A 26,968-nucleotide genomic window follows, 5' to 3' on the forward strand; every position below is an offset into this window, starting at 1 on the left:
TCTGGTGTCTGCTCCCGTGACACGAGGGAGCGGCCGATCCGGTTCACCCGATCTTCAGCGGGCCTTCGTCGTCCGGCGCCGGACCGGCTTCGGCTGCGCCGCCGCGCGGCCGTCGAGCAGCGGCTTGAGGAACCGCCCGGTGTAGGAGTCGGGGTGAGCGGCGACGGTCTCCGGGGTGCCTTCGATGACCACCGTGCCGCCCTTGTTGCCGCCCTCCGGACCCATGTCGATGATCCAGTCGGCCGTCTTGATCACGTCGAGGTTGTGCTCGATGACGAGGACGGTGTTGCCCTTGTCGACCAGGCTGGAGAGCACGCCGAGCAGCTTGCGGATGTCCTCGAAGTGCAGGCCGGTGGTCGGCTCGTCGAGCACGTAGACGGTGCGACCGGTCGACCGCTTCTGCAGCTCGCTGGAGAGCTTGACGCGCTGGGCCTCGCCGCCGGACAGGGTGGTCGCCGGCTGGCCGAGCCGGACATAGCCCAGGCCGACCTCGAGCAGCGTGTTGAGGTGGCGGGAGATCGCCGGGACGGCTGCGAAGAAGTCGACCGCCTCCTCGATCGGCATGTCGAGCACCTCGCCGATGTTCTTGCCCTTGTAGTGCACCTCGAGCGTCTCGCGGTTGTAGCGCTGCCCGTGGCACACCTCGCACGGGACGTAGACGTCGGGCAGGAAGTTCATCTCGATCTTGATGGTGCCGTCGCCGGCGCACGCCTCGCAGCGGCCGCCCTTGACGTTGAAGGAGAACCGGCCCTGCTGGTAGCCGCGCATCTTCGCCTCGGGGGTCGAGGCGAACAGCTTGCGGACGTGGTCGAAGACACCCGTGTAGGTGGCCGGGTTGGACCGCGGCGTACGCCCGATCGGGCTCTGGTCGACGTGGATGACCTTGTCGACGTGCTCGAGCCCGGTGATGGTGCGGTGCCGGCCCGGGATGGTGCGGGCGTTGTAGATCTGCTTGGCCAGCGAGGTGTAGAGGATGTCGTTGACCAGCGTCGACTTCCCGGAGCCGGACACGCCGGTGACGGCGAGGAAGACGCCGAGCGGGAACGCGACGTCGACGTCCTTGAGGTTGTTCTCCCGTGCGCCGATCACCTTGAGCTCGCGGCCCTTCGTCGTCGGACGGCGTACGGCGGGCACGGGGATCTCGCGCTTGCCGGCGAGGAACTGCCCCGTCATCGACGACTCGTTCTCGAAGAGCTCCTTGACGGTGCCGCTGTGCACGACGTGGCCGCCGTGCTCGCCCGCGCCGGGGCCGATGTCGACGACCCAGTCGGCGACCCGGATGGTGTCCTCGTCGTGCTCGACGACGATCAGCGTGTTGCCCAGCTCCTTGAGCCGGACGAGGGTCTCGATGAGCTTGGCGTTGTCACGCTGGTGCAGGCCGATCGACGGCTCGTCGAGGACGTAGAGCACGCCGACCAGGCCGGCGCCGATCTGCGTCGCGAGCCGGATGCGCTGCGCCTCGCCGCCGGACAGCGACCCGGAGGGCCGGTCGAGGGAGAGGTAGTCGAGGCCGACGTCGAGCAGGAAGCGCAGGCGCTCCTGGATCTCCTTGAGCACCCGCTCGGCGATCTGCTTCTCGCGCTCGCTGAGCACGACCGAGTTGAGGTAGGCCGCCGCCTCGTCGATCGGGAGGGCACAGACCTCGGCGATGTTCTTGCCGCCCTCCTCCTTCGCACCGAGCGTGACGGCCATCGACACCGGCTTGAGCCGGCTGCCCGCGCACACCGGGCACGGCACCTCGCGCATGAAGCCCTCGAACCGCTCACGGCTGGTGTCGGTCTCCGCCTCGCGGTGGCGCCGCTCGACGTAGCGGCGGACGCCCTCGAACTCGGCGTCGTAGGCGCGCTGGCGGCCGTAGCGGTTGGTCGTGACGACGTGCACCTTGCGGACGTGGCCGTCGAGGACGGTCTGCTGCGCCTTGGCCGACAGCTGCTCCCACGGCGTGTTGAGGTCGAAGCCGAGCTCCTTGCCGAGGGCGCCGAGCAGGCGGAGGAAGTAGTCGGCGATGTGGGCGTGGCTCCACGGCTGGATGGCGCCCTCCCCCAGCGTCGCCTGCGGGTTGGGGATGACCAGCTCGGGGTCGACCTCCATCCGCGTGCCGAGACCGTGGCAGGCGGGGCAGGCGCCGAAGGGGCTGTTGAAGGAGAACGAGCGCGGCTCGAGGTCGTCGGTGTCGATGACGTGGTCGTTGGGGCACGACATCTTCTCCGAGAACTTCAGCTCGGCGTCCTCGCCCGGGCCCGCGTCGACGAAGTCGATGAGCACCAGGCCGCCGGCCAGCTCGAGCGCCGTCTCGACGGAGTCGGTGAGCCGGCGCTTGCTCGACGCCTTCACCGCGAGGCGGTCGATGACGACCTCGATGGTGTGCTTCTTCTGCTTGTCGAGCTTCGGCGGGTTGTCGAGCAGATGGGTCTCGCCGTCGACGCGGGCGCGGGAGTAGCCCTGGCTCTGCAGCTGAGCGAAGAGCTCGACGTACTCCCCCTTGCGTCCGCGGATGACCGGGGACAGCACCTGGAACCGCTTGCCCTCCTCCAGCGCGAGGATCCGGTCGACGATCTGCTGCGGCGTCTGCCGCTCGATCGGCGCGCCACACGTCGGGCAGTGCGCCCGGCCCGCGCGCGCGTAGAGGAGACGGAGGTAGTCGTAGACCTCGGTGATGGTGCCGACGGTCGAGCGGGGGTTCTTGCTCGTCGACTTCTGGTCGATCGAGACCGCCGGCGAGAGGCCCTCGATGAAGTCCACGTCGGGCTTGTCCATCTGGCCCAGGAACTGGCGCGCGTACGCCGACAGCGACTCGACGTAGCGGCGCTGGCCCTCGGCGAAGATGGTGTCGAACGCGAGGCTGGACTTGCCGGACCCGGAAAGACCCGTGAACACGATCAGCGCATCACGCGGCAGGTCGAGGGAGACGTCCTTCAGGTTGTGCTCCCGGGCACCCCGAATGATCAGCTGGTCGGCCACGGTCTGCTGCTGCCTCTTCCGTCGGTGTCGACTCCGCCCCCCGGAGTCGAACAAGTGTTCGCGATGCTACCAGGGGCCACCGACAGTCCTGAGGTGGCACGATGGCGCTCGTGAGCCACCCCACATCGACCGCCGACCTGCTGCACACCGCATCTCAGCGTCTGGTGCGCACGGTTGATTCCCTGGACGGCGACGCCTGGGCGAGACCCAGTCTGCTCCCGCGCTGGACCGTCGCGCACGTCCTGGCCCACGTCGCGCTGAACGCGGAGGCGCTCGCAGGAGTGCTCACCGGTGTCGCCCACGGACGCCCGGTGAGCATGTACGCCTCCCAAGATGCGCGCGACGGCGACATCGCCGAGCTCGGCGCGGCCGAGCCGGCCGAGATCCGCGACCGGGTGTTCGCGTCGGTGACCCGTTTCAGCGACGCTCTGGCGGCGCTGCCCGAGGACCGCGCGGGCGAGCGGGTGGAGCGGACACCCGGCTCCGGGACCTTCTTCCCCGCCGGCGCAGCAGCCTCGATGCGGCTGCGCGAGGTGGAGATCCACCACGCGGACCTCGACGCCGGGTACGCCCCCGCGGACTGGCCCGACGAGTTCACGATCCGGTTGCTCGACCACGTCGCCGGCCACTTCACCGACCACCCCGCCGGGACCTCTGGGGGCTCCGGCTTCCGGGCCGAGGCCACCGACCTGGGCCGCACCTGGGAGTTCGGGACGGGTGATGCGACCGTCACCGGCACCGGGCACGAGCTGGCCTGGTGGGCGACCGGCCGGCCGGCGTACCCGGGCACGACCGGGCCGACCAGCGCCGACGGCATGCTGCCGAGGGCGAACGCGATATGAGCTACACAGGCGTGGTGCGGCCGGGCGGGTTGTACGACGTCCGGGACCTGCTCCACCTGAGCATCCACAAGGTCGCGGTCGACGCCAAGATGTCCAACAACTGCTACCTCCTGCGCTGCCGGCACTCCGGCGCGCAGACGCTCGTCGACGCCGCGGCCGAGCCCGAGCGACTCGTCCCCTGGGTCGGCGCCACCGGTCTCGACGCCGTCATCACCACCCACCAGCACTGGGACCACCACCGTGCGCTCGCCGCCGTCGTCGAGGCGACGTCCGCCGAGACGATCGCCGGCGAGCCGGACGCCGCCGCGATCACCGAGCAGACCGGCGTGCCGATCACCCGCACCGTCGGCCAGGGCGACCGGATCGCCGTGGGCGAGTCCGAGCTCGAGGTGATCGCGCTGCGCGGCCACACCCCGGGCTCGATCGCCCTGCTCTACGACGACCCGGACGGCCCGCCCCACCTGTTCACCGGCGACTCGCTCTTCCCCGGCGGCGTCGGCAACACGTTCGGCGACGCCGGCGCCTTCGAGCAGCTGATCAACGACGTCGAGGAGCGCATCTTCCAGCGGCTCCCGGACGAGACGTGGTTCTACCCCGGCCACGGGGACGACTCCACGCTGGGCGCCGAGCGGCCGCACCTCGCCGAGTGGCGCGAGCGCGGCTGGTGACGACGCCGCGCGCGCCGTCCGCCGTCCGTGCGCTCGGGCCCCGCTAGCCTCGCAGGCATGGACACAGCGCTGGTCGTCGGCGAGGCGCTCGTCGACATCGTCCGTGGTCCCGGCGGCACGGTGACCGAGCTCGCCGGCGGCAGCCCCGCCAACGTCGCGGTCGCGCTCAGCAGGCTCGGCCGCCGCGCCACCCTCGTCACGGAGTACGCCGACGACCGACTCGGTCGGATCATCGACGAGCACCTGCGCCGCGAGGGCGTCGACGTGGTCCGGCAGGAGCCGCGCTCGGGGCGGACTTCGAGCGCGGACGCCGTCCTGGGGCCCGGCGGTGCCGCGGCCTACGAGTTCGACCTCGCCTGGAGCCTGCGCCCGTGGGCCCCGCCGGCACCGCCGCTCGTGGTGCACAGCGGGTCGCTCGCGGCCCTGCTCTCCCCGGGCGCGGACGGCGTCGCGCAGACCGTCGAGAGGCTGCGCGAGCACGCGACGGTGACCTACGACGTCAACATCCGGCCCCGGGCGATGGGCCGGATGGACGGCGTACGCGAGGCGGTGCTGGGCGGCATGGCCCGGGCCGACGTCGTGAAGGCCTCCGACGAGGACCTCGAGCACCTCTATCCGAGCCAGGACCCGCTCGAGACCGCCGCGGACCTGCTGGAGTACGGACCGGGCGCGATGGTGATCACCCGTGGGGGCGACGGCGCCACCGTCCTCACCCGGAACGTGCGCGTCGACGTCGCAGCGCCCGAGGTCGTCGTGGCGGACACCATCGGCGCCGGCGACTCCTTCTGCGCCGCCGCCATCGACGCCCTGTGGGAGCTCGGGCTGCTCGGCGCAGCCGCGCGGCGGGCCCTGCACGACCTCGGCGAGGACGGGTGGCGGTCGGTCCTCGAGCACGCGGTGGAGGCAGCGGCGATCACCGTCCAGCGGCCCGGCGCCGATCCGCCGTACCGCCGTGACCTGGCATAGGGTCTGAGCGTGATCGAGCTCCGCACCCCGACCCAGATCGAGCAGATGAAGCCCGCCGGCCGGTTCGTGGCCGACGTCCTCCTCGCCCTGCAGGAGAAGGCCGATGTCGGCGTCAACCTGCTCGAGCTCGACGAGCTCGCCCGCCAGATGATCAAGGACCGCGGTGCGGAGTCCTGCTACATCGACTATCACCCGAGCTTCGGCGCGAGCCCGTTCGGCAAGGTCCTGTGCACCAGCGTCAACGACGCCGTGCTGCACGGCCTGCCGCACGACTACGAGCTGCAGGACGGCGACCTGCTCAGCGTCGACTTCGCCGCCAGCGTGGACGGCTGGGTCTCGGACTCCGCGCTAAGCGTCGTCGTCGGCACGCCCCGCCAGGAGGACCTCGACCTGATCGAGACCACGACGCGGGCGCTCGAGGCCGGCGTCGCCGCCGCCCGGCCGGGCAACCGGATCGGCGACATCTCGGCTGCCATCGCGTCGGTCGCGCACGCCAAGGGCCTGAAGATCAACACCCAGTTCGGTGGCCACGGCGTCGGCCGGACCATGCACGGCGACCCGCACGTGCCCAACGACGGTCGCGCCGGCCGGGGCTTCAAGCTCCAGCCCGGCCTGGTCATCGCGATCGAGCCGTGGTTCCTGCACACCACCGACGAGATCTTCACCGACCCCGACGGCTGGACCCTGCGCAGCGCCGACAAGTCGCGCGGCGCCCACATGGAGCACACCGTCGCGGTCACCGACGACGGACCGCTGGTGCTGACCCAGCGCTGAGGGTCTCGGTCGCCGGCTCTTCGACCGGCGCCACCCGGCCCTAGGCTCCCGCCATGCACCTCTACACCGACGCCACGGACCGCATGGCGCGTGCGCTGGCCGACCTCTGCATCGATCGTCTCCGGATGCAGGCGCCGCTCGACGAGACGGTGCCTCCCGAGGAGCTGCTCGACCGGGCCGGGCTGACGGTCACCGAGACGGGCATCGGCCAGGACGAGGCACTGCGGCTGTGGGAGCACGTGCTCGCCCCGGCCTGTCTCTCGATCGACCACCCGCGCTACCTCTCCTTCATCCCGGGCGCGCCGAGCAAGGCCGCCGCGGCGTTCGACATGCTCGTCGGCGCCTCCAGCGTGTACGCCGGCAGCTGGCTCGAGGGCTCGGGAGCCGTGTTCGCCGAGAACCAGGCGCTGCGCTGGATCGCCGACCTGGCCGGACTGCCCGAGGAGGCCGGCGGCGTCTTCGTGCAGGGCGGCACGATCGGCAACCTGTCCGCGCTGGTGGCCGCGCGGGCCGCCGTCCAGCACGTGCGCGGGTCGCGGCCGGAGCGCTGGACCGTCGTCCTCACCGACGAGACGCACTCCTCGGTCAAGCACGCGCTCGAGTCGGTCATGGACGTCGACGTGGTGCTCATCCCCGGTGATGAGCGCGGCCGGCTGACCGGTGGCGCGATCCGCGAGTGGCTGAGCACCGCCACCGACGTCCAGCGCGAGTCCGTCTTCGCCGTCGTTGCCACCGCCGGCACGACCAACCTCGGCGTGGTCGACGACCTGGCCGGGATCGGCGAGGTGGCGCAGGAGCAGGGCTGGTGGTTCCACGTCGATGGCGCCTACGGGGGCGCCGGCCTTGCCGCGCCGTCGGTCCGCCACCTCTACGACGGCATCGAGCGAGCGGACTCCTTCATCGTCGACCCCCACAAGTGGCTATTCGCACCGTTCGACTGCTGTGCGCTGATCTACCGCGACCCGGTGCTGGCCCGCGCCGCGCACACCCAGAAGGCCGGCTACCTCGACCCGGTCACCGTCGAGGGCGAGTGGAACCCGAGCGACTTCGCCATCCAGCTCACCCGGCGGGCGCGCGGCCTGCCGTTCTGGTTCTCCCTCGCGGTGCACGGCACGAAGGCCTACGGCGACGCGGTCGAGCACACGCTGTCGGTCACCCGCGACGGGCGTGCGCTCATCGATGCGGCCGACCACGTCCGGCTGCTGGTCGAGCCCGACCTGTCGGTGCTCATCTTCGAGCGGGTCGGCTGGAGCGACGCCGACTACGCCACCTGGAGCCGGCGGATGCTCGACGAGCAGCGGGCCTTCGTCACGGCCAGCCGCCACCAGGGCAAGGTGTGCACCCGCTTCGCCATCGTCAACCCACTGACCACCGCCGACGACCTCGCCGAGATCCTCGACTCGATGCGCTGACCGGGCCGCTCGTCCGGACGCGGACCGGCGGCCACCCTGCGTGAGGGCGGCCGCCGGCCTGTTCCGGTGGACGGTCGGGCGTCAGCCCAGGGTGACCGCCGTGTCGTCGACGAGGAAGCTCGTCGCCTGTGAGCTGTCCTCGCTGCCCGTGAACGTCAGCGCGAACGACGTCCCCGCGACGCTCGACGGCAGGGTGATCGACTTCTGCACGTAGCCCGAGCCCTTGTTGAGGTTCGAGTACGTCGCCAGCGTGGTCGAGCCGGCCTTCACGGTCAGCTTGTCGTACGCCGTCGTGGTCGTCGTCTCGTCGGAGGCGATGTAGACCCAGAACGTCAGCGTCGCCCGGCACCCGGACGGGACGGTGACCGACTGGCTCAGCGAGTCGGTGTGGGTGGAGCCGTAGCCGTCCATCCACGCCTTGTAGCTGCCGCTGTGCGCCGGCGCGCCGGCGGAGCTGTCGATGACGCCGCTGCTCGCCGTCCAGCCGGTGGTGCCCGACTCGAAGCCGGGGTTGGCCAGCTTCTGACCCGAGCACGAGCCGCCGGCCCCACCGCTCACGGTGAAGGTGAACGACGCCGTGCCTGCCGCGCCCCTGCTGTCGGTCGCCGAGACGGTCACGGCGTAGGTGCCGGCCGTGGTCGGCGTACCGCTCACCGTGCCGCCGGACGAGATCGTGACGCCGGTCGGCAGGCCGGTGGCCGACCAGGTGTAGGGCGACGTGCCGCCCGAGGCGCTCAGCGTGAACGAGCCGATCGCAGTGCCGACAGTGCCCGTCCTGTTGCCCGGGTTGCTGACGCTCACGGTGCCCGTGCCGCCGCCCGCCGTGCAGGTGGGCTCACCGGACTGGGCCGGGACGGACACCGCGTTCCACGCCGCCTTGACCGCGTTGAACTCAGTGCAGGTCGTGGTGCCGTAGAGGTTCTTGGCCGCCGTCAGCGTCCAGGTGCGGTACTTCAGGTAGGACGACGACGACGTCTTGAGCAGCATCGCGTTGTACATGATCTTCTCGGCCTTCTGGATGCCGATGCCGGTCACCGTGGAGCCGTTGCAGGTCGGCGACGTGGGCTGCCCGTCGGTCGGGTTGGTGCCCTCGGCGAGCAGGTAGAACCAGTGGTTGCCGGGGCCGGCCGCCGAGTGCACCTCGGAGCCGGGGGTCGAGGAGGAGTAGCAGTTGGCGTCGCCGATCAGCGAGGGGTTGTACATGTAGCGGATCGGGCCGCCACCGAGGTCGACCTCCTCGCCGACGGTGAAGTCCGGCGGGTCGTAGGCCGAGCCCTCGTTGGCGTACCACTCCGTCGCCGCGCCGAAGGTGTCGGCGACGAACTCCTGGGTGCCCCCGCCCGAGATCCCACCCGGGGTGTGGTCGTCGACGCCGTGGCCCATCTCGTGGGCGATCACGTCGATCGGCGTCAGCCAGGCCCCGTTGTCGTCGTACCCGACCTGGACCTGCGTGCCGTCGTAGTAGGCGTTCTCCTCCTGGTCACCGATCCGGATCGGCCAGGCGCCGCCGCTGCCGTTCGGGCCGTTGCGGCCGTCCCAGGCCGCCAGCATGGCGATCTCCTTGTCGGCCGCGAACAGTGCGTCGACGCAGGCGGTCTCGCGGTCGGTCGCCGCGCCGCCACCCCATCCGGAGTCGGTCGACTGGGTGTAGGTGATGTTGTTGGAGGCGTTCTGGCAGCTCAGGTTCGTCGCCGCCGGGTCCTTCATCGAGTACGTCGACCCGGACGGCGTCGTGCCGAAGGTGACCGGCTTGGGGCCGTTGAAGGTGCCCGCCCCGGTGCCGTGGACGACCTTCTCCTGGGTGTCGACGACCTTGCCGGAGTGTGCGTCGACGTAGACCGCGAGCCGCGACGGCTGTCCCTTGCGGGTGCCCGTCGCGATCGTCTCGTAGGCGAGGGTGGAGGTCGCGCGCTGCTGGAGCACCACGAGCCGGGTGTCGCTCAGCGTCGCGCCGTCGACCTTCGTGGCGGCCTTCTCGCGCGCCGAGGCCTGCGAGACGCTCGGCGTGACCGAGGCCAGGCGGGTGGGGGCCGTCTGCGCCACCGAGGTGGAGAGGACCCTGCCGCTCGCGTCGGTGGCGACCACGAAGTCGCCGCCGACGACGTCGAGACCGCGGTAGGTGCGGTCGTAGGCGACATAGTTGAGCCCGTTGGAGGAGAACATCTCCTTCTGGCGCGGCCTGTCCTGCTGGGCCAGGTGCAGGGGACCCGGGCGGGTGGCCACGAAGTTGCCGGCGCCCTTCGCCGCCGCGGCGCGACCGCGGTCGGCGGACTTCCCCGGCGGCTGCTTCTGGTCGGTCCTGTGGTCGGCCGACTTCGCCGAGCTGCCAGGGGCGGCGGCGGCCTGGACGCCGGTGGGCGCCAACCAGGCTGCGGAGACGAGGGCCACGGTCAGGCCCGTTGCGACGCGATGTTTCACGAGTTCCCCTTCGAACCGGGGCCTGGTGGCCCCCGAGACGGTTCGGCCCAGGTCCGGGCCTTCGGGAAGAGTCGTCGGCTGCAGATCCTCCGGTCAACGGCGCAGATCGACACAGATGTGCAATGCGACAACTCGCAGAACTGCAAGACGTTCGCCGAGCGACCGTGATGCTGGCAATCCCGTGCTCGCCGACCTTCGCCGGAGATAGCCCTTTCGGGCTATGCGGTATGGCCCGGACACGTCATCTTCGCCTCGGAACGCCGATGATCACTTGGGCGGTGATCGGACGGCGGCTAGAGTTCATCTCACTGAACCGCTGGTGACCCGAGACACCAGCGGTTCAGTGCTATTTCGGGACGGTTCAGAACTCCTCGGACGCGAGGTCCTCGTCGTGGGTCCCCGGTCGTGGCGCCCACGGAAGCTCCTTGGCGGGCCGGACGACGATCAGCCGGTCGCCCCGGGCGAGCTGGGTGACGACCGGGTCGAAGTAGCGGAAGACCTTCTCGTCGCGCACCACGGCGATGACCTGGTCGGGCACCTGCTGGGGCTGCTTGCCGACCTCGCCGACGAGCAAGTCGCGCTCGGCCACCTCCAGCCCCTCGCCGTACGTCAGCAGGTCCTCCATCACCGAGCCGAGCGTCGGGGACAGCGAGGAGAGGCCGAGCAGGCGACCGACGGCGTCGGAGGAGGTGATGACCGAGTTGGCGCCGGACTGCTTCATCAGCGGCGCGTTCTCCTGCTCGCGGGCGGCGGTCACGATCCACGACTCCGGGTTTAGCTGGCGCACCGTGAGCGTGGTGAGCACGTTGGTGTCGTCGCGGTCGGTGGTGATGATGACCTGGTCGGCGGTCGCGACCCCGGCGCGGTTGAGCACGTCGCGGCGGGTGGCGTCGCCCGTGATGACGGCGAGCCCGTCGGCGTGGGCTTCCTCGAGGGCCGACTGGCTGGGGTCGACGACGACGATCGCGTCGCGCTCCAGGCCGTTGTTGATGAGCGTGTCGACGGCGCTGCGACCCTTCGTGCCGTAGCCGACGACGACGACGTGGTGACCCATGTTCTTCCTCCAACGGGCGATCCGAATCTGTTCCCGGCCACGCGTGGCGAGCACCTCGAGCGTGGTGCCGATCAGCAGGACCAGGAAGGCGATGCGGGCGGGGGTGACGACGAACGCGTTGACGAGGCGCGCGCTGTCGGAGGCGGGCGTGATGTCGCCGTAGCCGGTGGTGCTCAGTGTGACGGTGGTGTAGTAGAACGCGTCGATCAGGCTCAGGGGGTCGCCGTTGCTGTCGCGGTAGCCGCCCCGGTCGACGTAGACGATCAGCATCGTGCCGACCAGGAGGCCGATGGCCATGAGGAGCCGGCGGGTCAGCTGCCACCACGGCGAACGGATGTGCTCCGGGAGCGCGATGCGACCGGTGCGCGGCGCATCGACCCAACGGCCCCGAGCGGAGTCGGAGCGCTGGTCGTCGGGCACGCCACTACCGTAGTGGCATGACCGCGACACCCGGCGGAGGCATCCGCACCGTTCTCAACCAGGCTCCCCTGCTGGCCGGCCACAACGTCGTGACCGCCGACCGCGCCCTCGCGGAGGCGGTCGCCCGGCACGCATCGCAGGAGGCCGTCGAGTCGCTGGTCCCGCTCGGGTTCGAGGCGGGCTCTCAGGAGGCCCGCGAGCACGGGATGCTCGCGAACCAGAACGAGCCGGTGCTGCAGCCCTACGACCGCTACGGCAACCGGGTCGACGAGGTCGCCTTCCACCCGTCGTGGCACTGGCTGATGGAGCGGGCGGTCGGCTACGGGCTGGCCGCCACCCCGTGGGAGGCCGACGCCTCCACCGACGAGGGCCGGCACGCCCACGTCCGCCGGGCGGCCGGCTTCTTCGCCTGGTCGCAGACGGAGCCGGGTCACGGGTGCCCGATCTCCATGACCTACGCCGCCGTGCCCGCTCTGCGCGCCGACGACGCCCTGGCCAAGGAGTGGACGCCGTTGCTGGCCTCGCGCAGCTACGACCCCGGCGTACGCCCGGCGTCGCAGAAGCTGGGCGCGCTCGCCGGCATGGGCATGACCGAGAAGCAGGGCGGCTCGGACGTCCGCGCCAACATCACCGAGGCGCGCCCGACGTCGACCGACGGCACCTACACCCTGCACGGGCACAAGTGGTTCACGTCCGCCCCCATGAACGACGTCTTCCTCGTCCTCGCCCAGGCCCCGGGCGGCCTCACCTGCTTCGTGCTCCCCCGCGTCCTGCCGGACGGCACGCGCAACCGGCTCGACGTGGTGCGCCTGAAGGACAAGCTCGGCAACCGCTCCAACGCCTCCTCGGAGCTGGAGTTCGGGGGCACCGTCGCCTTCCGGCTGGGCGACGAGGGCCGCGGCGTGCGGACCATCATCGAGATGGTGGCGGCCACCAGGCTCGACTGCGTGCTGGGCTCGGCGTCGCTCATGCGGCGTGCACTCGCGGAGGCGTCCTGGCACGTCGCGCATCGCTCCGCCTTCGGAGGCGTGCTGGCCGACAAGCCGCTGATGCAGAACGTCGTCGCCGACCTGGCCGTGGAGTCCGAGGCGGCCACCGCGCTCGCCATCCGGCTCGCCGCGTCGGTCGACAACCTGGCCGACCCGCACGAGGCCGCGCTGCGCCGGATCGGGCTGCCGCTGGCGAAGTTCTGGGTCTGCAAGCGCACGCCGGGCATGGTCGCTGAGGCGCTGGAGTGCCTGGGCGGCAACGGCTATGTCGAGGAGTCCGGCCTCCCGCTGCTCTACCGCGAGGCGCCGCTGAACTCGGTCTGGGAGGGCTCCGGCAACGTCAACGCCCTCGACGTCCTGCGTGCGCTCTCCCGAGAGCCGGAGGTGCTCGACGCCTACCTCACCGAGGTCGGCCGCGCCCGCGGCGCCGACCCCCGTCTCGACGCCGCCATCGACTCGCTGCTGGGCCTCCTCGGCACGCTCACTCCGGACGAGATGGAGGTGTCTGCGCGGCGCCTGGCCGGTCGGATGGCCGCCGTCCTCCAGGGCTCGCTGCTCGTGCGCTACGCCCCTGCCGAGGTCGCCGACGTGTTCTGTGCCTCGCGGCTCGGGGCCGGCCACGACGGGACGTACGGCGCCCTGGCCGGAGGCGCGCTCGCGACGATCGTGGCCCGGGCGACGCCGGTCGTGGGTTAGCCGGCCTGCCCGAGCCGCTGGGCGCCACAGACCGTGTCGAGGTCGGTGACGATCATGCCGACGGTGATGCCGACGTGGTCGAAGGTCGTGACGTGGGTCATGGGCCCATCCTGCTCCTGCGCCTGCCGATGGCTCAGTGGCCGACGCGGTCGCCGCGCAGCCGGACGGGCTCGAGGAAGGTCCCGACCCGCTCGCGCCACCACCACTGCCCGGTCTCCGCGCGCTCACGGCGGCTGGTGAAGCGGTAGCGGTAGACCGACGCGCGGACGAACCGTGGCGGCGCGTCGGGGAACGGGTCGTGCCGCAGCAGCCCGATGACGTTCCGGTCGCCCTCGAGCAGGCGTTGCACGAAGGCGCTGAACCACGGCTCGGCATACCCGGGCGAGATCGCGGCGAACCACATCAGCCAGTCCAACCGCAGGTGGTACGGCGCCCACTGCCGTGGCCGGCGGCGCGGATCGCCCGGCTTGCCCCTGAACTCGTACTCCCGCCACTGCGTCGCCGGGCCCCACCCGGCCTCGTCGGTGCCCTCGACCACGATCTCGTAGCGGGTCTTGGTCACGCTGCCGAAGGCGCCGTAGGAGTTCACGAGGTGCCACCGGTTGAACGAGGTGTTCATCAGCTGGCGCGACGACAGCAGGTTGGCGACGGGCTGATAGCTGAGCACGACGACGGCCGCGGTCGCGACGCAGACGGCAGCGGTGAACGGTACCGGCATGCCGGTGTCAGGCGCCCCGGGGCCCGGGAGGACGGGCGCGAGCCACGCATCGGGAAGAGCGGAGAGGCCGAGCACGATCGCCAGCCAGTTGAGCCAGGCGAAGTTGCCGCTGAGCACCAGCCAGAGCTGGGTCACGATCATCACGGCCGCCGCGACACCCGCGACCGGCTGCGGAGTGAACAGGAGGAATGGCACGACCAGCTGCGTCGCGTGGTTCGCCAGCACCTCGACCCGGTGCAGCGGCCGCGGCAGGTGGTGGAAGTACCAGCTCATCGGGCCGGGCATCGGCTGGGTCTCGTGGTGGTAGTCGAGGCAGGTCAGGTCGCGCCAGCACGGATCGCCGCGCATCTTGATCAGCCCGGCACCGAACTCCAGCCGGAACAGCAGCCAGCGCAGCAGCAGGAGCGTGAGCAGCGGCGGCGAGACGTCGTCGTTGCCGAGGAACACCGCGAGCAGCCCCGCCTCCAGGAGCAGCGACTCCCATCCGAACGAGTACCACCGCTGCCCGACGTTCACGATCGAGAGGTAGAGGAACCACAGGACGCCCCAGACCGCCATCGCGGCGACGAGCGGGACGGCGTCGGTCAGCCCGGCGAGGGTCGCCAGCGCGAGCAGGGCGCCGGCCCAGGCGACCGCGAGGAAGGCCCGGTCGGAGTGGTGGAGGTGGAACAGGCTCGGCGACCGCCGGAAGCCCGTCCTGGTGAGGTAGCGCCGCACCGGCATGAGGCCGTGGTCGCCCAGCAGGGCGCGGTACTGCCGGGCGGCCGCGACGAAGGCGACGACGTAGACAACGGCCAGCGCCCGCTGGAAGAGCAGGCGCGCCAGCCAGCTGTGCTCGGCGGCGAACCAGTCCACCCCTCCCCGGTTCCCTTAACGGCCGCGCGGCCACCTCCCCCGGAGCACTATCGTCGACGCCGTGTCTGTTCCCGAGTGCGCCGCGGTCAGGATGGGTTCGCCGACCGGTCGGGCCGTCGTCGCCGCCGCGACCCTCGGCTCCGGCATGGCGATGCTCGACGGGACGGTCGTCAACGTCGCCCTGCGCACGATCGGCAAGGACCTCCACGCGAGCCTGGCTCAGCTGCAGTGGATCACCAACGCCTACCTGTTGCTGCTCGCCAGCCTGATCCTGATGGGCGGGTCCTTCGGCGACCGGTTCGGCCGGCGGCGCGTTTTCGTCGTGGGCGTGGTCTGGTTCGCGGTGGCGTCCCTGATCTGCGGCGTGGCGCCGAGCCCCGAGGTGCTGATCGCCGCCCGGGCCCTCCAGGGCATCGGCGGCGCCCTGCTCACCCCCGGCAGCCTGGCGATGATCCAGGGCGCGTTCGCGCCCGAGGACCGCGCGCCGGCCATCGGGGCCTGGTCCGGGCTGGGCAGCATCGCAGCGGCGGTCGGGCCGTTCGTCGGCGGCGCGCTGGTCGACTACGCGAGCTGGCGCTGGATCTTCCTGCTCAACCTCCCGATCGCAGCGCTGACCGTCCTCGTCGCCGTCCGGTCGGTCCCCGAGACGCGGGACCCGAACGCCTCCTCGCACTTCGACGTCGCGGGCGCGGTGCTGGCCGCCCTGGCGCTGGGCGGGACGACGTACGCGCTGATCGAGTGGGGCGGGCTCGGTGGCTGGATCGCGGCGATCCTCGGGGTCGTGGCGGGGGTCGCCTTCGTGCTGGTCGAGGCGCACGAGCCGGAGCCGATGCTGCGCCTGGAGCTGTTCCACGACCTCACCTTCAGCGCGTCCAACGTGATGACCCTGCTCGTCTACGGCGCGCTGGGTGCCCTGACGTTCTTCGTGGTGATCCAGCTCCAGACGGTGAGCGGCTGGTCGGCGCTCTCGGCCGGCGCGGCGTTCGTCCCGATGACGATCATCATGCTGTTCCTCGCTGCCCGGGGCGGCCGGCTCGGCCAGCGGATCGGCCCCCGGATCCCGATGACGGTCGGGCCGCTGGTGATGGCGCTCGGCACGCTCGGGATGCTGCGGATCGGGCCGGACGTGAGCTACGTGCGCGACGTGCTGCCGGCCGTCGTCGTCTTCGGGCTCGGGCTGGCCATGATGGTCGCTCCGCTCACCGCGACGGTGCTGGCCGCCGCTCCGGACGAGAACGCCGGCATCGCCAGCGGGGTCAACAACGCCGTCGCCCGGGCCGGCTCGCTGCTGGCCGTCGCCGCGCTTCCGATCGCCGTCGGCCTGCGCGGCGCCGACTACGCCGACCCCGCGGTCTTCGACCAGTCCTTCCAGCGCGCCATGATCGCGTGCGCCGGCCTGCTCGCCGCGGGCGGCCTGGTCTCGTGGTTCACGGTCCGGCGCCCCGAGCCCACCGCTGTGGCGGAGATGCCCGCGTGATCACCGTCGACCCGAACGCTCCAGAGCCGCCCTTCGAGCAGATCCGGGCCCGCTTCGCCGAGCAGATCGAGGACGGGACGCTGCCCGCGGGCGAGCGACTGCCGACGGTCCGCCGGCTCGCCGACGACCTCGGCGTTGCGGCCAACACGGTCGCCCGGGCCTACCGCGAGCTCGAGCAGGCCCACCTGATCGAGACGCGTGGCCGGGCCGGAAGCTTCGTGGCCGGCGCGGGCGTCGAGCGCGAGGCCAGAGCCGCCGCGGCGGCGTACGCCGAGCGGGTCCGCGCGCTCGGCATGACCGCCGACGAGGCGGTCGGGCTCGTGCGGCGCGCGCTGGAGCACTGAGCGCACCACGACGGCCCCGACATCCCTGCGGATGCTCGGGTTCTGCTGCAGACTGCGCCGTGTGAGCCCGCCCACGACGCCCGCCGCGACCGCGGTCGAGAGCGGCCTCTTCCGTGCCCTCGCCGTGCTGCGCGTCATCCTCGTGCTCAACGCGGTCGGGCTCAACGTCTATCGCGCCGACAACTTCGAGCACCCAGCCGCCGCGGTGATGTGCGTCGGCGCCATGGCACTGTGGACAGGCTTCGCGACCTGGGCGTACGCCGACCCGCGCCGGCGTACCGCCGTGCTGCTGGTCACCGACCTCGCGCTCGCGGTGGCGCTGGTCGCCGCCACCCCGGCCGTGAAGGGGGCGTCGTTCAACGCGACGATCCCCGGCTTCTGGGTGGCCGGGGCGCTGCTGGCCTGGGCGGCCCACTTCCGCACCGGCGGCGGCCTGCTCGCCGGCCTCCTGCTGGCGGGCGTCGACCTCTCGCTGCGCGATCACATCCGGCAGCTCGACTACGGCAACGCGTTCCTCCTCGTGATCGGCGGCGCGGTGGTCGGCTTCCTGTGCGGGTCGCTGCAGCGGATGGCCACCGAGCGCGACGCCGCCGAGCGGGCCGCTGCGGTGGCCGCCGAGCGGGCCCGGCTGGCCCGGGTGGTGCACGACGGCGTGCTGCAGGTGCTGGCCCTGGTCCAGCGACGTGGCCTCGAGCTGGGTGGCGACCTCGCCGAGCTCGGCCGGCTCGCCGGTGAGCAGGAGCGCTCGCTGCGCGGGCTGATCCGGGCCGAGGAGGGCGCCCCGGCCACAGCCAGCACCGTCGACCTCGTCGGTGAGCTGGCCCGGCTCGAGCGCAGCGGCTCGGTCACCGTCTCGACGCCGGCCTTCCCCGTCGAGCTGCCCGCACCGGTCGCGACGGAGCTGCTCGCCGCGACCCGCGCCTGCCTCGACAACGTCCGCGTCCACGTCGGCGAGGACGCGCCCGCCTGGGTGCTGCTGGAGGCCTTCCCGGACCGGGTGGAGCTGTCGGTGCGCGACGACGGCCCGGGCATCCCGCCGGGGCGGCTGGAGACGGCCGCTGAGACTGGACGGCTCGGGGTGCGGGAGTCGATCCGCGGACGGATCGAGGACCTGGGCGGCACCGCCACGCTGGTGACCGGGGAGCTCGGGACCGAGTGGGAGCTCGTGGTGCCGCGCGGCACCGGAGAGGACGGCTGATGGAGCCCATCCGCGTGATGGTCGTCGACGACCACCCGATGTGGCGCGACGCGGTCGAGCGTGACCTGGTCGCCGCCGGCCTGGACGTGGTCGCGGTCGCCGCCGACGGCCGGTCGGCGATCGCCCGTTTCACCGCCACCCGGCCCGACGTCGTCGTGCTCGACCTGCAGATCCCCGAGCCCGACGGCGTCGGGGTCACCGCCGAGATCGTGCGGCAGGACCCCTCGGTGCGGGTGCTCATCCTCTCCGCGTCCGGCGAGCAGCAGGACGTCCTCGCGGCCGTGAAGGCGGGCGCCGCAGGCTACCTGGTGAAGTCCGCGTCGAGCCAAGAGCTGTTGGCCGCCGTACGCCGGGTGGCGCAGGGCGAGCCGGTCTTCACGCCCGGGCTCGCCGGCCTGGTGCTCGGCGAGTTCCAGCGGATCTCCGAGGCGCCCGCGGAGCCCGACGACCAGCGGCTGACCGAGCGCGAGACCGAGGTGCTCCGGATGGTCGCCAAGGGCCTGTCCTACCGCCAGATCGCCGACCGCCTCGTGCTCTCCCATCGCACCGTGCAGAACCACGTCCAGAACACGCTGCGCAAGCTGCAGATGCACAACCGGGTCGAGCTCACCCGGTACGCCATCGAGCGAGGCCTGGACGAGGAGTAGCGCCCGGCGGGGTGAGGCCGCGCGTGCTCGCCCGGCCGCTCGGGTAAGGGACCAGCCCGTCCCCTAGCCCGAGGAGCTTCCCGTGAAGGCTGTCACCTGGCAAGGCGTCCACGACATGCAGGTCACCGAGGTCCCGGACCCCCTGATCGAGGAGCCGACCGACATCATCATCAAGGTCACCTCCTCCGGTCTGTGCGGGTCGGACCTCCACCTCTACGAGACGCTGGCCCCGTTCATGGAGCCGGGCGACATCGTGGGGCACGAGCCCATGGGGATCGTCCAGGAGGTCGGCAGTGCGGTGACCAGCCTGCGTCCCGGCGACCGGGTCGTGGTCCCGTTCAACGTCTCCTGCGGCTCGTGCTGGATGTGCGACCGGCACCTCTACAGCCAGTGCGAGACGACGCAGAACCGCGAGCACGGCACCGGAGCGAGCTTCTTCGGCTACTCCAAGCTCTACGGGCACGTGCCCGGCGCCCAGGCCGAGTACCTCCGCGTCCCGTTCGGCGACTTCCTGCCCGTCAAGGTGCCCGAGGGCCCCTCCGACGACCGGTTCCTGTTCCTCTCCGACGTCCTCCCGACCGCCTGGCAGGGCCTCAAGTACGCCGACGTGCCCGACGGCGGCACCTTGCTGGTGCTCGGCGCCGGGCCGATCGGCGACATGGCGGCGCGGATGGCCGTCCACGCCGGTCACCGGGTGATCAGCGTCGACCGCGTCCCGGAGCGGCTGGCCCGGGTCGCGGAGTACGGCGCCGAGCCGCTGAACCTCGACGAGGCCGAGCAGGTGGGCGGCATCGCCGACGTCGTGCGGGAGGCCACCGGCGGCCGCGGCGCCGACGCCGTGATCGACGCGGTCGGCATGGAGGCGCACGGCGCCCCCGGCGCGCAGGGGGTGCAGAAGCTGGTCGGCCTGCTGCCCGACGCGGTCGCCGAGCCGATGATGAAGAAGGCCGGGGTGGACCGTCTCGCCGCGCTCTACACCGCCTTCGAGGCGGTCCGTCGCGGCGGCACGGTCTCCATCTCCGGCGTGTACGGCGGCGCCGCCGACCCGATCCCGATGATGCAGCTGTTCGACAAGCAGATCCAGATCCGGATGGGTCAGGCCAACGTGCGGGCGTGGACTGACGAGCTGCTCGGCGTGCTCCAGGACGGCGACCCGTGGGGCGTGGAGTCGTTCGCCACGCACCACCTGCCGCTGACCGATGCGTCGGACGCCTACGCGAAGTTCCAGAAGAAGGAGGACGGCTACGTGAAGGTCGTCTTCCGGCCCTGAGATCGGGTCGACGTCGGACCACAGGTGCGGCAGCCTCGGGACCCGTGGACAGCAGCGCCGACCGGGACCGCAGCCCTTTCACCGGGAAGAGCACGACTCACGTGTCGGTGTGGTGCAAGATCGCCGCATGACCGACCTGGGTGGCCTGGCGCGGCCGGTGCTCGACCTCGACGAGGCGGCGGAGATCGCCGCGCGGCACTGGGGGCTGCGCGGACCGGTGACGGAGCTGGGCAGCCAGCAGGACCGGAACTTCCTGGTCCGAGCGACCACGGGAGCGGTCGTGCTCAAGGTCGCCAACGCCGCGACCGCGCCCGCCGAGCTGGAGGCCCAGGCCGCCGCGCTCGCCGCCGCGGCCGAGGCCGGGCTGCGGGTCCCGACCGTCGTACCCACGCTCGACGGGCAGGTCGTCGAGACGGTCGACGTGGCGGGCCAGCGCTTGCTGGTCCGGGTCCTGACCTACGTCGACGGCACCCCGTTGCTCGAGCTGGACGGGTTCGGCTTCGAGCACTGCCGGCTGCTGGGCCGCACGGCGGGCGTCCTGGTCGCCGCGTTCCGCGGCGTCTCTCACCCAGGAATGCGCCGGCGGACCCAATGGGACCTGAGGGTCGCGAGTGACGTTGTCCGGTCGCTCGGGTCCCACCTGCCCCGATCGGTACGCGCGGAGCTCCTCGCGGCCGCCGACGGCGCGGCGCTGCGCCTCCAGGCCGTGGCCGAGGACCTGCCGGTACAGGTGATCCACGGCGATCTCACCGACGACAACACCGTCCTCGACGCCGACGGGTCGATCGGCGTCATCGACTTCGGCGACGTGATGACGAGCTGGCGCGTCGCCGAGCTGGCCGTCACGGTCACCAGCGTGCTCGGCAGGACGGCCGACGACGTCGCGGCGGTGCTCGCCGTCGTCGAGGCGTTCAGCGAGCACGTGACCCTGACCGACACCGAGCTGACCGCGGTCTGGCCGCTGGTCGTCCTGCGCACGGGTGTCCTGGTCGCCAGCAGCGCCGAGCAGGTGGCGCTGGACGGCGGCAACGACTACACCGAGGCCCGCCGCGCCGAGGAGGTCCGCGCGTTCGAGCGGGCCGCCGCCCTCGACGCCGACGAGGTGGCCTGGCTGGTCCGGGCCGTCGGCCAGCCGCTCACCCCTCCGCCACTCGCTCGCATCCTCGACGCTGAGCTCACCCCGCTGGATCTCTCGACGACCAGTCCCCTGCTCGACGACGGCGCGTGGCTCGAGCCGGACATCGAGCAGCGGCTGCTGCGGCCCGGCACCGTCACGCGGTACGCCGAGCACCGGCTGACCCGGGCGACGCCGCTCGCGCGCCGGAACACGTCGCAGGTGCTCGCGCTCGGCGTCGAGGTGGCGCTCCCCCTGGGCACGCGGCTCGCGCCGCCACCGGCCGGCGTCTTCCTGGACGGCGTGGGCGAGGACGGCACGACCGTCGCTCCGGTCGTCACCGTCCAGGTCAGCGCCCTGCCCGGCCGGCCGCCGATGTTCGTCACGCCGCACGCCGGGGCGACCTGGCGCCGGCTCTGCCCCGACCCCTCGGCCCTGCTCGGGCTCGACGTGGCGGCGCCGGAGCCGAGCCCCGAGCAGCTGCTGGCCCGGCGCGACACCCACTTCGCGACCGTCCAGGAGCACTACTACGCCGACCCGCCGCAGATCGAGCGCGGTTGGCGCGAGCACCTCGTCGACACCAGGGCCCAGGTCTACGTCGACGCCGTCAACAACGTCGCCACGACCGGCCACGCCCACCCGACCCTGACCGCCGCCGCGGCCCGGCAGTGGTCGCTGCTCAACACCAACTCGCGGTTCCACTACGCCGCCGCCGTGGAGCTCGCCGAGCGGCTCGCCGGTCTCGCCCCCGGCGGCCTGGACCAGGTCTTCCTCGTCAACAGCGGCAGCGAGGCGGTCGACCTGGCGCTGCGCCTCGCCATGACCGCGACCGGGCGGCCACGCATCCTCGCCGCCCGCGAGGCCTACCACGGCTGGACCTTGGCCTCCGACGCGATCACCACGAGTCTCGGTGACAACCCGCGCGCGCTGGAGACCCGGCCCGACTGGGTCGAGCTGATCGACGCGCCCAACGCCGTCCGCGGCACCCACCGGGGCCCGCGGGCCGCCGGCGGCTACCTCGCCGACCTCGACGCTCAGCTCGCCGGCCTCGACACGAGCCGGCTCGCCGGCGTCATCCTCGAGCCGATCTTCGGCAACGGCGGCGGCGTCCTGCTGCCCGACGGCTACCTCGCAGGCGTGTTCTCCCGGGTCCGCGCGCTCGGCGGCGTCTGCATCAGCGACGAGGTGCAGATGGGCTACGGCCGGCTCGGCCACCACTTCTGGGGCTTCGAGCAGCAGGGGGCGGTCCCCGACGTCATCACCGTCGCCAAGGCGATGGGCAACGGGCAGCCGCTCGGCGCGGTCATCACGACCCGGAGGATCGCCGAGGCGTTCGCCGCGGAGGGCAGCTTCTTCTCCTCGGCCGGCGGGTCACCGGTCAGCTCCGCGATCGGCCTGGCGGTGCTCGACGTGATGGCCGCCGAGCACCTCCAGGAGAACGCCAAGGCCGTCGGCGACTCGCTCAGGGCCGGTCTGGAGGCGCTCGGGTCGACGTACGACGTGGTCGGGGCCGTGCACGGGATGGGCCTCTACCTCGGCGTCGAGCTCGTCACCGACCGCGCGTCCTTCGCCCCCGCCACCGAGCTCGCCGAGCGCGTCTGCGAGGCGCTGCTCGACGAGGGCTGCATCGTGCAGCCGACCGGCGACCACAAGAACGTGCTCAAGATCAAGCCACCGCTCGTGATCACCGCCGAGTCGGCGCGCTTCGTGGTCTCGGCGCTCGACCGGGTCCTCGCGCGGCTGTTGTGAGCGTCAGCGTGACCCAGGGGTCACGCTGACACTCACCAAGCGGAATCAGCCGCGGTTCAGCTGAGGTCGAGACCCGGGTAGAGCGGGAACCGGTCCATCAGCTCCGCGGCAGCGGCCTTGGTCCGCTCCGCCACCCCGTCCTCGATGGCGTACGACGCCTTGGACGGCGCGCCAGCGGCGGTGGTGCCCGGCGAGGTCTTCCTGAGGACGTTGACGATGAGCTCCGCGACCTGGTCGAACTCGTCACCGCCGAGACCGCGCGTGGTCAGCGCCGGCGTGCCGAGGCGGACGCCGGACGTGTACCAGGCGCCGTTCGGGTCGGACGGGACCGAGTTGCGGTTGGTGACGACGCCGGAGTCGAGCAGCGCCGACTCGGCCTGGCGACCGGTGATGCCGAGCGGGGAGACGTCGAGCAGCACGAGGTGGTTGTCGGTTCCGCCGGTGACGAGCTTGATCCCACGCTTGAGGAAGCCCTCGGCCAGCGCCTGGGCGTTGTCGGCGATGTTCTGCGCGTAGGTCTGGAAGTCGGGCCGGCGCGCCTCGGCGAAGGCGACGGCCTTGGCGGCCATGACGTGGGAGAGCGGGCCGCCCAGGACCATCGGGCAGCCGCGGTCGACCGAGGGTGCGTACTCCTCGGTGGCCAGGATGAAGCCGCCGCGCGGGCCGCGCAGCGACTTGTGGCTCGTGGAGGTGACGACGTGGGCGTGCGGGATCGGGTCCTCATCACCGGTGAACACCTTGCCGGCCACCAGGCCGGCGAAGTGGGCCATGTCGACCATGAGGGTGGCGCCGACCTCGTCGGCGATCTCGCGCATCTTGGCGAAGTTCACCCGGCGCGGGTAGGCGGAGTATCCGGCCACGATGATGAGCGGCTTGAACTCGCGGGCCTTGGCCGCCAGCGCGTCGTAGTCGAGCAGACCGGTCTCCGGGTCGGTGCCGTACTGCTGCTGGTGGAACATCTTGCCCGAGATGTTGGGGCGGAAGCCGTGGGTGAGGTGGCCGCCCGCGTCCAGGCTCATCCCGAGCAGCCGCTGGTTGCCGAGCTCGCCGCGCAGCTTCTCCCAGTCGGCCTCGGAGAGCTCGTTCATGTTCTTCACGCCCGCGTTCTGCAGCCACGGGCCCTCGACGCGGTGGGCCAGGATCGCCCAGTAGGCCGTCAGGTTGGCGTCGATGCCGGAGTGCGGCTGGACGTAGGCGTACTCGGCCCCGAACAGCTCCCGCGCGTGCTCGGCGGCCAGCGCCTCGACGGTGTCGACGTTCTGGCAACCGGCGTAGAACCGGTGGCCGACGGTGCCCTCGGCGTACTTGTCGCTGAACCAGCTGCCCATCGTGAGCAGCACCGCCGGGCTCGCGTAGTTCTCGGAGGCGATGAGCTTGAGGGAGGCCCGCTGGTCGGCGAGCTCCTGCCGAGTCGCCTCGGCGATCCGGGGCTCGACGGAGGCGATGACCTCCAGAGCCTGGTTGTAAGCGCTGCTCGTCAGGGCGGTGAGGTCGGCCATGGGGCTGAGCCTAGTGAGGGTGCGGGGGGTCGACCAATCATCGTCACCGGTCGGACACTGTGTGACCTGCGCCTCAGCGCACGCTAGCCCCGGTCACTACTCGTCCGTATCCTGGACAGACGTCTCACTCCATGAGAACGCGAGTTGTGGGACGGCGGTCCGAGGACTGAGACTCCTTGACATGGTCACTGCTGCAACACATGCGCACCTCGTGGTTCGTCGCCACGTGGACTTCGGGCGCACCCGCAGCATGATGTGTTGGCCTCGCTGACCGCTCCGATCCTCCTCCCTCACGACGGTTGCGGCCCGCCCTCGCGCGGCGCCCCCAGCGAAGGACCCTGACCTCCCCATGCCTGATCTGCGCTACAAGCCCGAGTTCGCCAAGCGGACCGAGATCCCCCGCCCCAAGCGCGGCGAGGGCCAGTGGGCGCTCGGCTTCACCGAGCCGCTCAACAAGAACGAGCAGTCCAAGAAGGACGACGACCCGCTGAACGTGCGGGACCGGATCCTCAACATCTACTCCAAGCGCGGCTTCGACTCGATCGACCCGGCCGACCTGCGCGGCCGCTTCCGCTGGATGGGCCTCTACACCCAGCGCAAGCCGGGCATCGACGGCGGCAAGACCGCGGCGCTCGGCGAGGAGGAGCTCGACGACCGCTACTTCATGCTGCGGGTCCGCAGTGACGGCGCGCTCCTGTCGCCGGAGGCCGTCCGCGTCCTGGGCACCATCGGCCAGCGCTTCGCCCGCGACACCGCCGACGTCACCGACCGGGAGAACATCCAGTACCACTGGATCGACATCGAGAACGTCCCGCAGATCTGGGACGAGCTCGACGCGGTCGGGCTCAACACCCTGGAGGCGTGCGGCGACAGCCCCCGAGGCTTCCTCGGCTCCCCCGTCGCCGGCGTCGCGGCGGACGAGATCATCGACGGGACCTGGGCGCTGGAGGAGATCAAGCGGCGCTACATCGGCGACCCGCGCTTCTCGAACTTCCCGCGGAAGTTCAAGACCGGCGTCACCGGCCACCCCGACCACGACATCGCCCCCGAGATCCAGGACGTCGCCTTCGTCGGCGCCGTCCACCCCGAGCACGGGCCCGGCTTCGATGTCTGGGTGGGCGGCGGCCTCTCCACCAACCCGCACTTCACCGGCAAGCTGGGCGTCTGGGTCGCGCTCGAGCAGGTGCCCGACGTGTGGGAGGGCGTCGCGGGCATCTTCCGTGACTACGGCTACCGCCGGCTGCGCTCGAAGGCACGGCTGAAGTTCCTCGTCGCCGACTGGGGCACCGAGAAGTTCCGCGAGGTCCTCGAGAACGAGTACCTCGGCCAGCCGCTGCTCCGCAACCCGTCGCCGCAGTCCCCGCTGGGCTACCGCGACCACATCGGCGTACACCCGCAGAAGGACGGTCGCCGCTACGTCGGCGTCGCCCCGACCGTCGGCCGCATCTCCGGCACGCTGCTGGTCCAGCTGGCCGACCTGCTCGACGAGCACGGCGTGGAGGGCATCCGCCTGACGCCGTACCAGAAGATCGTGCTCATCGGCGTCGAGCCGGACCGGGTCGACGCGCTCGTCGCCGACCTGGACCGGATCGGGCTCTCGGCGCGGCCCTCCAACTGGCGCCGCAACACCATGGCGTGCACGGGCATCGAGTTCTGCAAGCTCGCCATCGTCGACACCAAGCAGCGCTCGGCCGACCTGATCGCCGAGCTCGAGCGCCGCTTCCCGCAGCTCGATGCGACGATCACCGTGAACGTCAACGGCTGCCCGAACGCCTGCGCCCGCACCCAGCTCGCCGACATCGGCCTGAAGGGGCAGCTCGTGGTGGACCGCGACGGCAACCAGGTCGAGGGCTTCCAGGTCCACCTGGGCGGCGCGGTCGGCGTGCAGGCCAACTTCGGTCGCAAGCTGCGCGCGCACAAGGTGACCAGCGTCGACCTCGACGACTACGTCTCCACCCTGGTGACCAACTACCTCTCCGATCGCGAGACCGGCGAGACGTTCACGACCTGGGTGCTGCGGGCCGACGAGGCCCTGGTCCGCGGCGACAAGGTCCTCGAGGAGGTGCTGGCATGAGCGCCAGCACGACGCTCGCGCGCAACAACCGCGGGGCGCAGACCGACGGGCGGACCCCCGAGGAGCTGCGCGAGATCGTGTCGCACTGGGGCGCCGAGCTCGAGCTGGCACCGGCGGAGACGATCATCGAATGGGCGGCTGCCACGTTCGGCGAGCGCTTCTGCGTGACGTCGTCGATGGGCGACGCAGTGCTCGCGGACCTGGCGGCGAAGGTGGTGCCCGGGATCGACGTCGTCTTCCTCGACACCGGCTACCACTTCGTGGAGACGATCGGCACCCGCGACGCCGTCGCCGCGACGCTCGACGTCAACCTGATCACCATCACCCCGGTGCAGTCCGTGGCCGAGCAGGACGCGACGTACGGCAAGGACCTCTACCGCACCGACCCCGACCTGTGCTGCCAGCTGCGCAAGGTGCGGCCGCTCCAGCAGGGCCTGGAGGGGTACGACGCCTGGGCGACCGGGCTGCGCCGCGCGGAGACCCACAACCGGGTGATCGCCCCCGTCATCGGCTGGGACGCCAAGAAGGGCAAGGTCAAGGTCTCGCCGATCGCCCGATGGTCCGACGAGCAGGTCGAGCGCTACATCGCCGACCACGGCGTCCTGGTGAACCCGCTCGTCTACGACGGCTATCCATCCATCGGGTGCGCTCCGTGCACACGCCGTGTCGCCCCCGGCGAGGACCCGCGCAGCGGGCGCTGGGCCGGCACCGGCAAGACCGAGTGCGGGATCCACACGTGATGGCCACCCGCACCGCCATCCTCCGGGACGCGACTCCCCCTTCTCCCTCGGGCCCACACCCCGGCCCATCGCACGAAAGGCAC

19 protein-coding genes are annotated in these 26,968 nt (G+C 71.7%); 14 read left to right on the forward strand and 5 right to left on the reverse strand.

Annotation, left to right across the window (positions count from 1 at the left end):
• Positions 1-54: 54 nt before the first annotated feature.
• On the reverse strand, positions 55-2,961 hold the full coding sequence (gene uvrA, locus BM236_RS11260; protein ID WP_091123674.1) for an excinuclease ABC subunit UvrA: 2,907 nt from the start codon (positions 2,959-2,961) through the stop codon (positions 55-57).
• 110 nt (positions 2,962-3,071) lie between these two features.
• Between uvrA and BM236_RS11265 the strand changes: the two genes are divergently transcribed.
• The 5 genes from BM236_RS11265 to BM236_RS11285 are packed head-to-tail and all read left to right on the forward strand — an operon-like array spanning position 3,072 to position 7,623.
• Positions 3,072-3,803 carry a maleylpyruvate isomerase family mycothiol-dependent enzyme gene (locus BM236_RS11265; protein ID WP_175507651.1) on the forward strand — a complete coding sequence of 244 codons (732 nt, stop codon included), beginning with the start codon at positions 3,072-3,074 and terminating at the stop codon, positions 3,801-3,803.
• Positions 3,800-4,471: an MBL fold metallo-hydrolase gene (locus tag BM236_RS11270; RefSeq protein ID WP_091123679.1), complete on the forward strand. Its 672-nt coding sequence runs from the start codon at positions 3,800-3,802 to the stop codon at positions 4,469-4,471. The genes BM236_RS11265 and BM236_RS11270 overlap by 4 nt, the downstream gene beginning before the upstream one ends.
• A 57-nt stretch (positions 4,472-4,528) precedes the next feature.
• Complete coding sequence (locus BM236_RS11275; protein WP_091123681.1) at positions 4,529-5,437, forward strand: carbohydrate kinase family protein; 909 nt, start codon at positions 4,529-4,531, stop codon at positions 5,435-5,437.
• A 9-nt stretch (positions 5,438-5,446) separates the two neighbouring features.
• Positions 5,447-6,211, forward strand: coding sequence for a type I methionyl aminopeptidase (gene map, locus BM236_RS11280; protein WP_091123683.1), 765 nt, complete (start codon positions 5,447-5,449; stop codon positions 6,209-6,211).
• Positions 6,212-6,264: 53 nt separating this feature from the next.
• Positions 6,265-7,623 carry a pyridoxal phosphate-dependent decarboxylase family protein gene (locus BM236_RS11285; RefSeq protein WP_091123686.1) on the forward strand — a complete coding sequence of 453 codons (1,359 nt, stop codon included), beginning with the start codon at positions 6,265-6,267 and terminating at the stop codon, positions 7,621-7,623.
• Between the two features lie 81 nt (positions 7,624-7,704).
• On the opposite strand, the gene BM236_RS11290 is transcribed toward BM236_RS11285, so the two are convergent.
• The gene (locus tag BM236_RS11290; protein WP_245750279.1) at positions 7,705-10,041 is read right to left on the reverse strand and encodes a M4 family metallopeptidase; all 2,337 of its coding nucleotides are present in this window, start codon (positions 10,039-10,041) and stop codon (positions 7,705-7,707) included.
• A gap of 361 nt (positions 10,042-10,402) precedes the next feature.
• The gene (locus tag BM236_RS11295) at positions 10,403-11,392 is read right to left on the reverse strand and encodes a potassium channel family protein (protein ID WP_091123842.1); all 990 of its coding nucleotides are present in this window, start codon (positions 11,390-11,392) and stop codon (positions 10,403-10,405) included.
• A 140-nt stretch (positions 11,393-11,532) separates the two neighbouring features.
• Here BM236_RS11295 and BM236_RS11300 point away from each other — a divergent pair, with 140 nt between their 5' ends.
• Positions 11,533-13,200, forward strand: a complete 1,668-nt coding sequence (locus tag BM236_RS11300) for an acyl-CoA dehydrogenase family protein (protein ID WP_091123687.1) — start codon at positions 11,533-11,535, stop codon at positions 13,198-13,200.
• A gap of 133 nt (positions 13,201-13,333) precedes the next feature.
• On the opposite strand, the gene BM236_RS11305 is transcribed toward BM236_RS11300, so the two are convergent.
• The gene (locus BM236_RS11305; RefSeq protein WP_091123690.1) at positions 13,334-14,773 is read right to left on the reverse strand and encodes a lipase maturation factor family protein; all 1,440 of its coding nucleotides are present in this window, start codon (positions 14,771-14,773) and stop codon (positions 13,334-13,336) included.
• A 61-nt stretch (positions 14,774-14,834) separates the two neighbouring features.
• On the opposite strand from BM236_RS11305, the gene BM236_RS11310 reads away from it, so the two are divergent.
• From BM236_RS11310 to BM236_RS11335, 6 genes are all read left to right on the forward strand, one after another.
• Positions 14,835-16,250 carry an MFS transporter gene (locus tag BM236_RS11310; protein WP_217645299.1) on the forward strand — a complete coding sequence of 472 codons (1,416 nt, stop codon included), beginning with the start codon at positions 14,835-14,837 and terminating at the stop codon, positions 16,248-16,250.
• Positions 16,247-16,594, forward strand: a complete 348-nt coding sequence (locus tag BM236_RS11315; protein ID WP_091123694.1) for a GntR family transcriptional regulator — start codon at positions 16,247-16,249, stop codon at positions 16,592-16,594. Before BM236_RS11310 ends, BM236_RS11315 begins: the two co-directional genes overlap by 4 nt.
• A 61-nt stretch (positions 16,595-16,655) precedes the next feature.
• Positions 16,656-17,792 carry a MacS family sensor histidine kinase gene (gene macS / locus BM236_RS11320; protein ID WP_245750281.1) on the forward strand — a complete coding sequence of 379 codons (1,137 nt, stop codon included), beginning with the start codon at positions 16,656-16,658 and terminating at the stop codon, positions 17,790-17,792.
• On the forward strand, positions 17,792-18,439 hold the full coding sequence (locus BM236_RS11325; RefSeq protein WP_091123699.1) for a response regulator: 648 nt from the start codon (positions 17,792-17,794) through the stop codon (positions 18,437-18,439). The genes macS and BM236_RS11325 overlap by 1 nt, the downstream gene beginning before the upstream one ends.
• An 82-nt stretch (positions 18,440-18,521) precedes the next feature.
• A complete protein-coding gene (locus BM236_RS11330; protein WP_091123701.1) occupies positions 18,522-19,709 on the forward strand; it encodes a zinc-dependent alcohol dehydrogenase in 1,188 nt (395 codons plus the stop codon).
• A gap of 127 nt (positions 19,710-19,836) precedes the next feature.
• Entirely contained in the window at positions 19,837-22,572 is a 2,736-nt protein-coding gene (locus tag BM236_RS11335) for an aminotransferase class III-fold pyridoxal phosphate-dependent enzyme (protein ID WP_091123704.1), read from the forward strand.
• 56 nt (positions 22,573-22,628) lie between these two features.
• Here the strand turns inward: BM236_RS11335 and BM236_RS11340 are convergent, their stop codons facing one another.
• Positions 22,629-24,071: a glycine hydroxymethyltransferase gene (locus BM236_RS11340; protein WP_091123706.1), complete on the reverse strand. Its 1,443-nt coding sequence runs from the start codon at positions 24,069-24,071 to the stop codon at positions 22,629-22,631.
• A gap of 349 nt (positions 24,072-24,420) precedes the next feature.
• Here BM236_RS11340 and BM236_RS11345 point away from each other — a divergent pair, with 349 nt between their 5' ends.
• Positions 24,421-26,145 (forward strand): nitrite/sulfite reductase, encoded by a 1,725-nt coding sequence (locus BM236_RS11345; RefSeq protein ID WP_091123708.1) that lies wholly within the window; start codon positions 24,421-24,423, stop codon positions 26,143-26,145.
• On the forward strand, positions 26,142-26,885 hold the full coding sequence (locus BM236_RS11350) for a phosphoadenylyl-sulfate reductase (RefSeq protein WP_091123711.1): 744 nt from the start codon (positions 26,142-26,144) through the stop codon (positions 26,883-26,885). The genes BM236_RS11345 and BM236_RS11350 overlap by 4 nt, the downstream gene beginning before the upstream one ends.
• Positions 26,886-26,968 lie beyond the last annotated feature (83 nt).

It is taken from the genome of Nocardioides terrae, assembly GCF_900112345.1.
Lineage (GTDB): Bacteria > Actinomycetota > Actinomycetes > Propionibacteriales > Nocardioidaceae > Nocardioides > Nocardioides terrae.

Coding starts and splice junctions, on each gene's coding strand:
- BM236_RS11270 (WP_091123679.1), top strand. CDS start 3,800: ATGAGCTACACAGGCGTGGTGCGGCCGGGCGGGTTGTACGACGTCCGG.
- BM236_RS11275 (WP_091123681.1), top strand. CDS start 4,529: ATGGACACAGCGCTGGTCGTCGGCGAGGCGCTCGTCGACATCGTCCGT.
- BM236_RS11285 (WP_091123686.1), top strand. CDS start 6,265: ATGCACCTCTACACCGACGCCACGGACCGCATGGCGCGTGCGCTGGCC.
- BM236_RS11295 (WP_091123842.1), bottom strand. CDS start 11,392: ATGGCCATCGGCCTCCTGGTCGGCACGATGCTGATCGTCTACGTCGAC.
- BM236_RS11300 (WP_091123687.1), top strand. CDS start 11,533: ATGACCGCGACACCCGGCGGAGGCATCCGCACCGTTCTCAACCAGGCT.
- BM236_RS11325 (WP_091123699.1), top strand. CDS start 17,792: ATGGAGCCCATCCGCGTGATGGTCGTCGACGACCACCCGATGTGGCGC.
- BM236_RS11335 (WP_091123704.1), top strand. CDS start 19,837: ATGACCGACCTGGGTGGCCTGGCGCGGCCGGTGCTCGACCTCGACGAG.
- BM236_RS11340 (WP_091123706.1), bottom strand. CDS start 24,071: ATGGCCGACCTCACCGCCCTGACGAGCAGCGCTTACAACCAGGCTCTG.
- BM236_RS11345 (WP_091123708.1), top strand. CDS start 24,421: ATGCCTGATCTGCGCTACAAGCCCGAGTTCGCCAAGCGGACCGAGATC.
- BM236_RS11350 (WP_091123711.1), top strand. CDS start 26,142: ATGAGCGCCAGCACGACGCTCGCGCGCAACAACCGCGGGGCGCAGACC.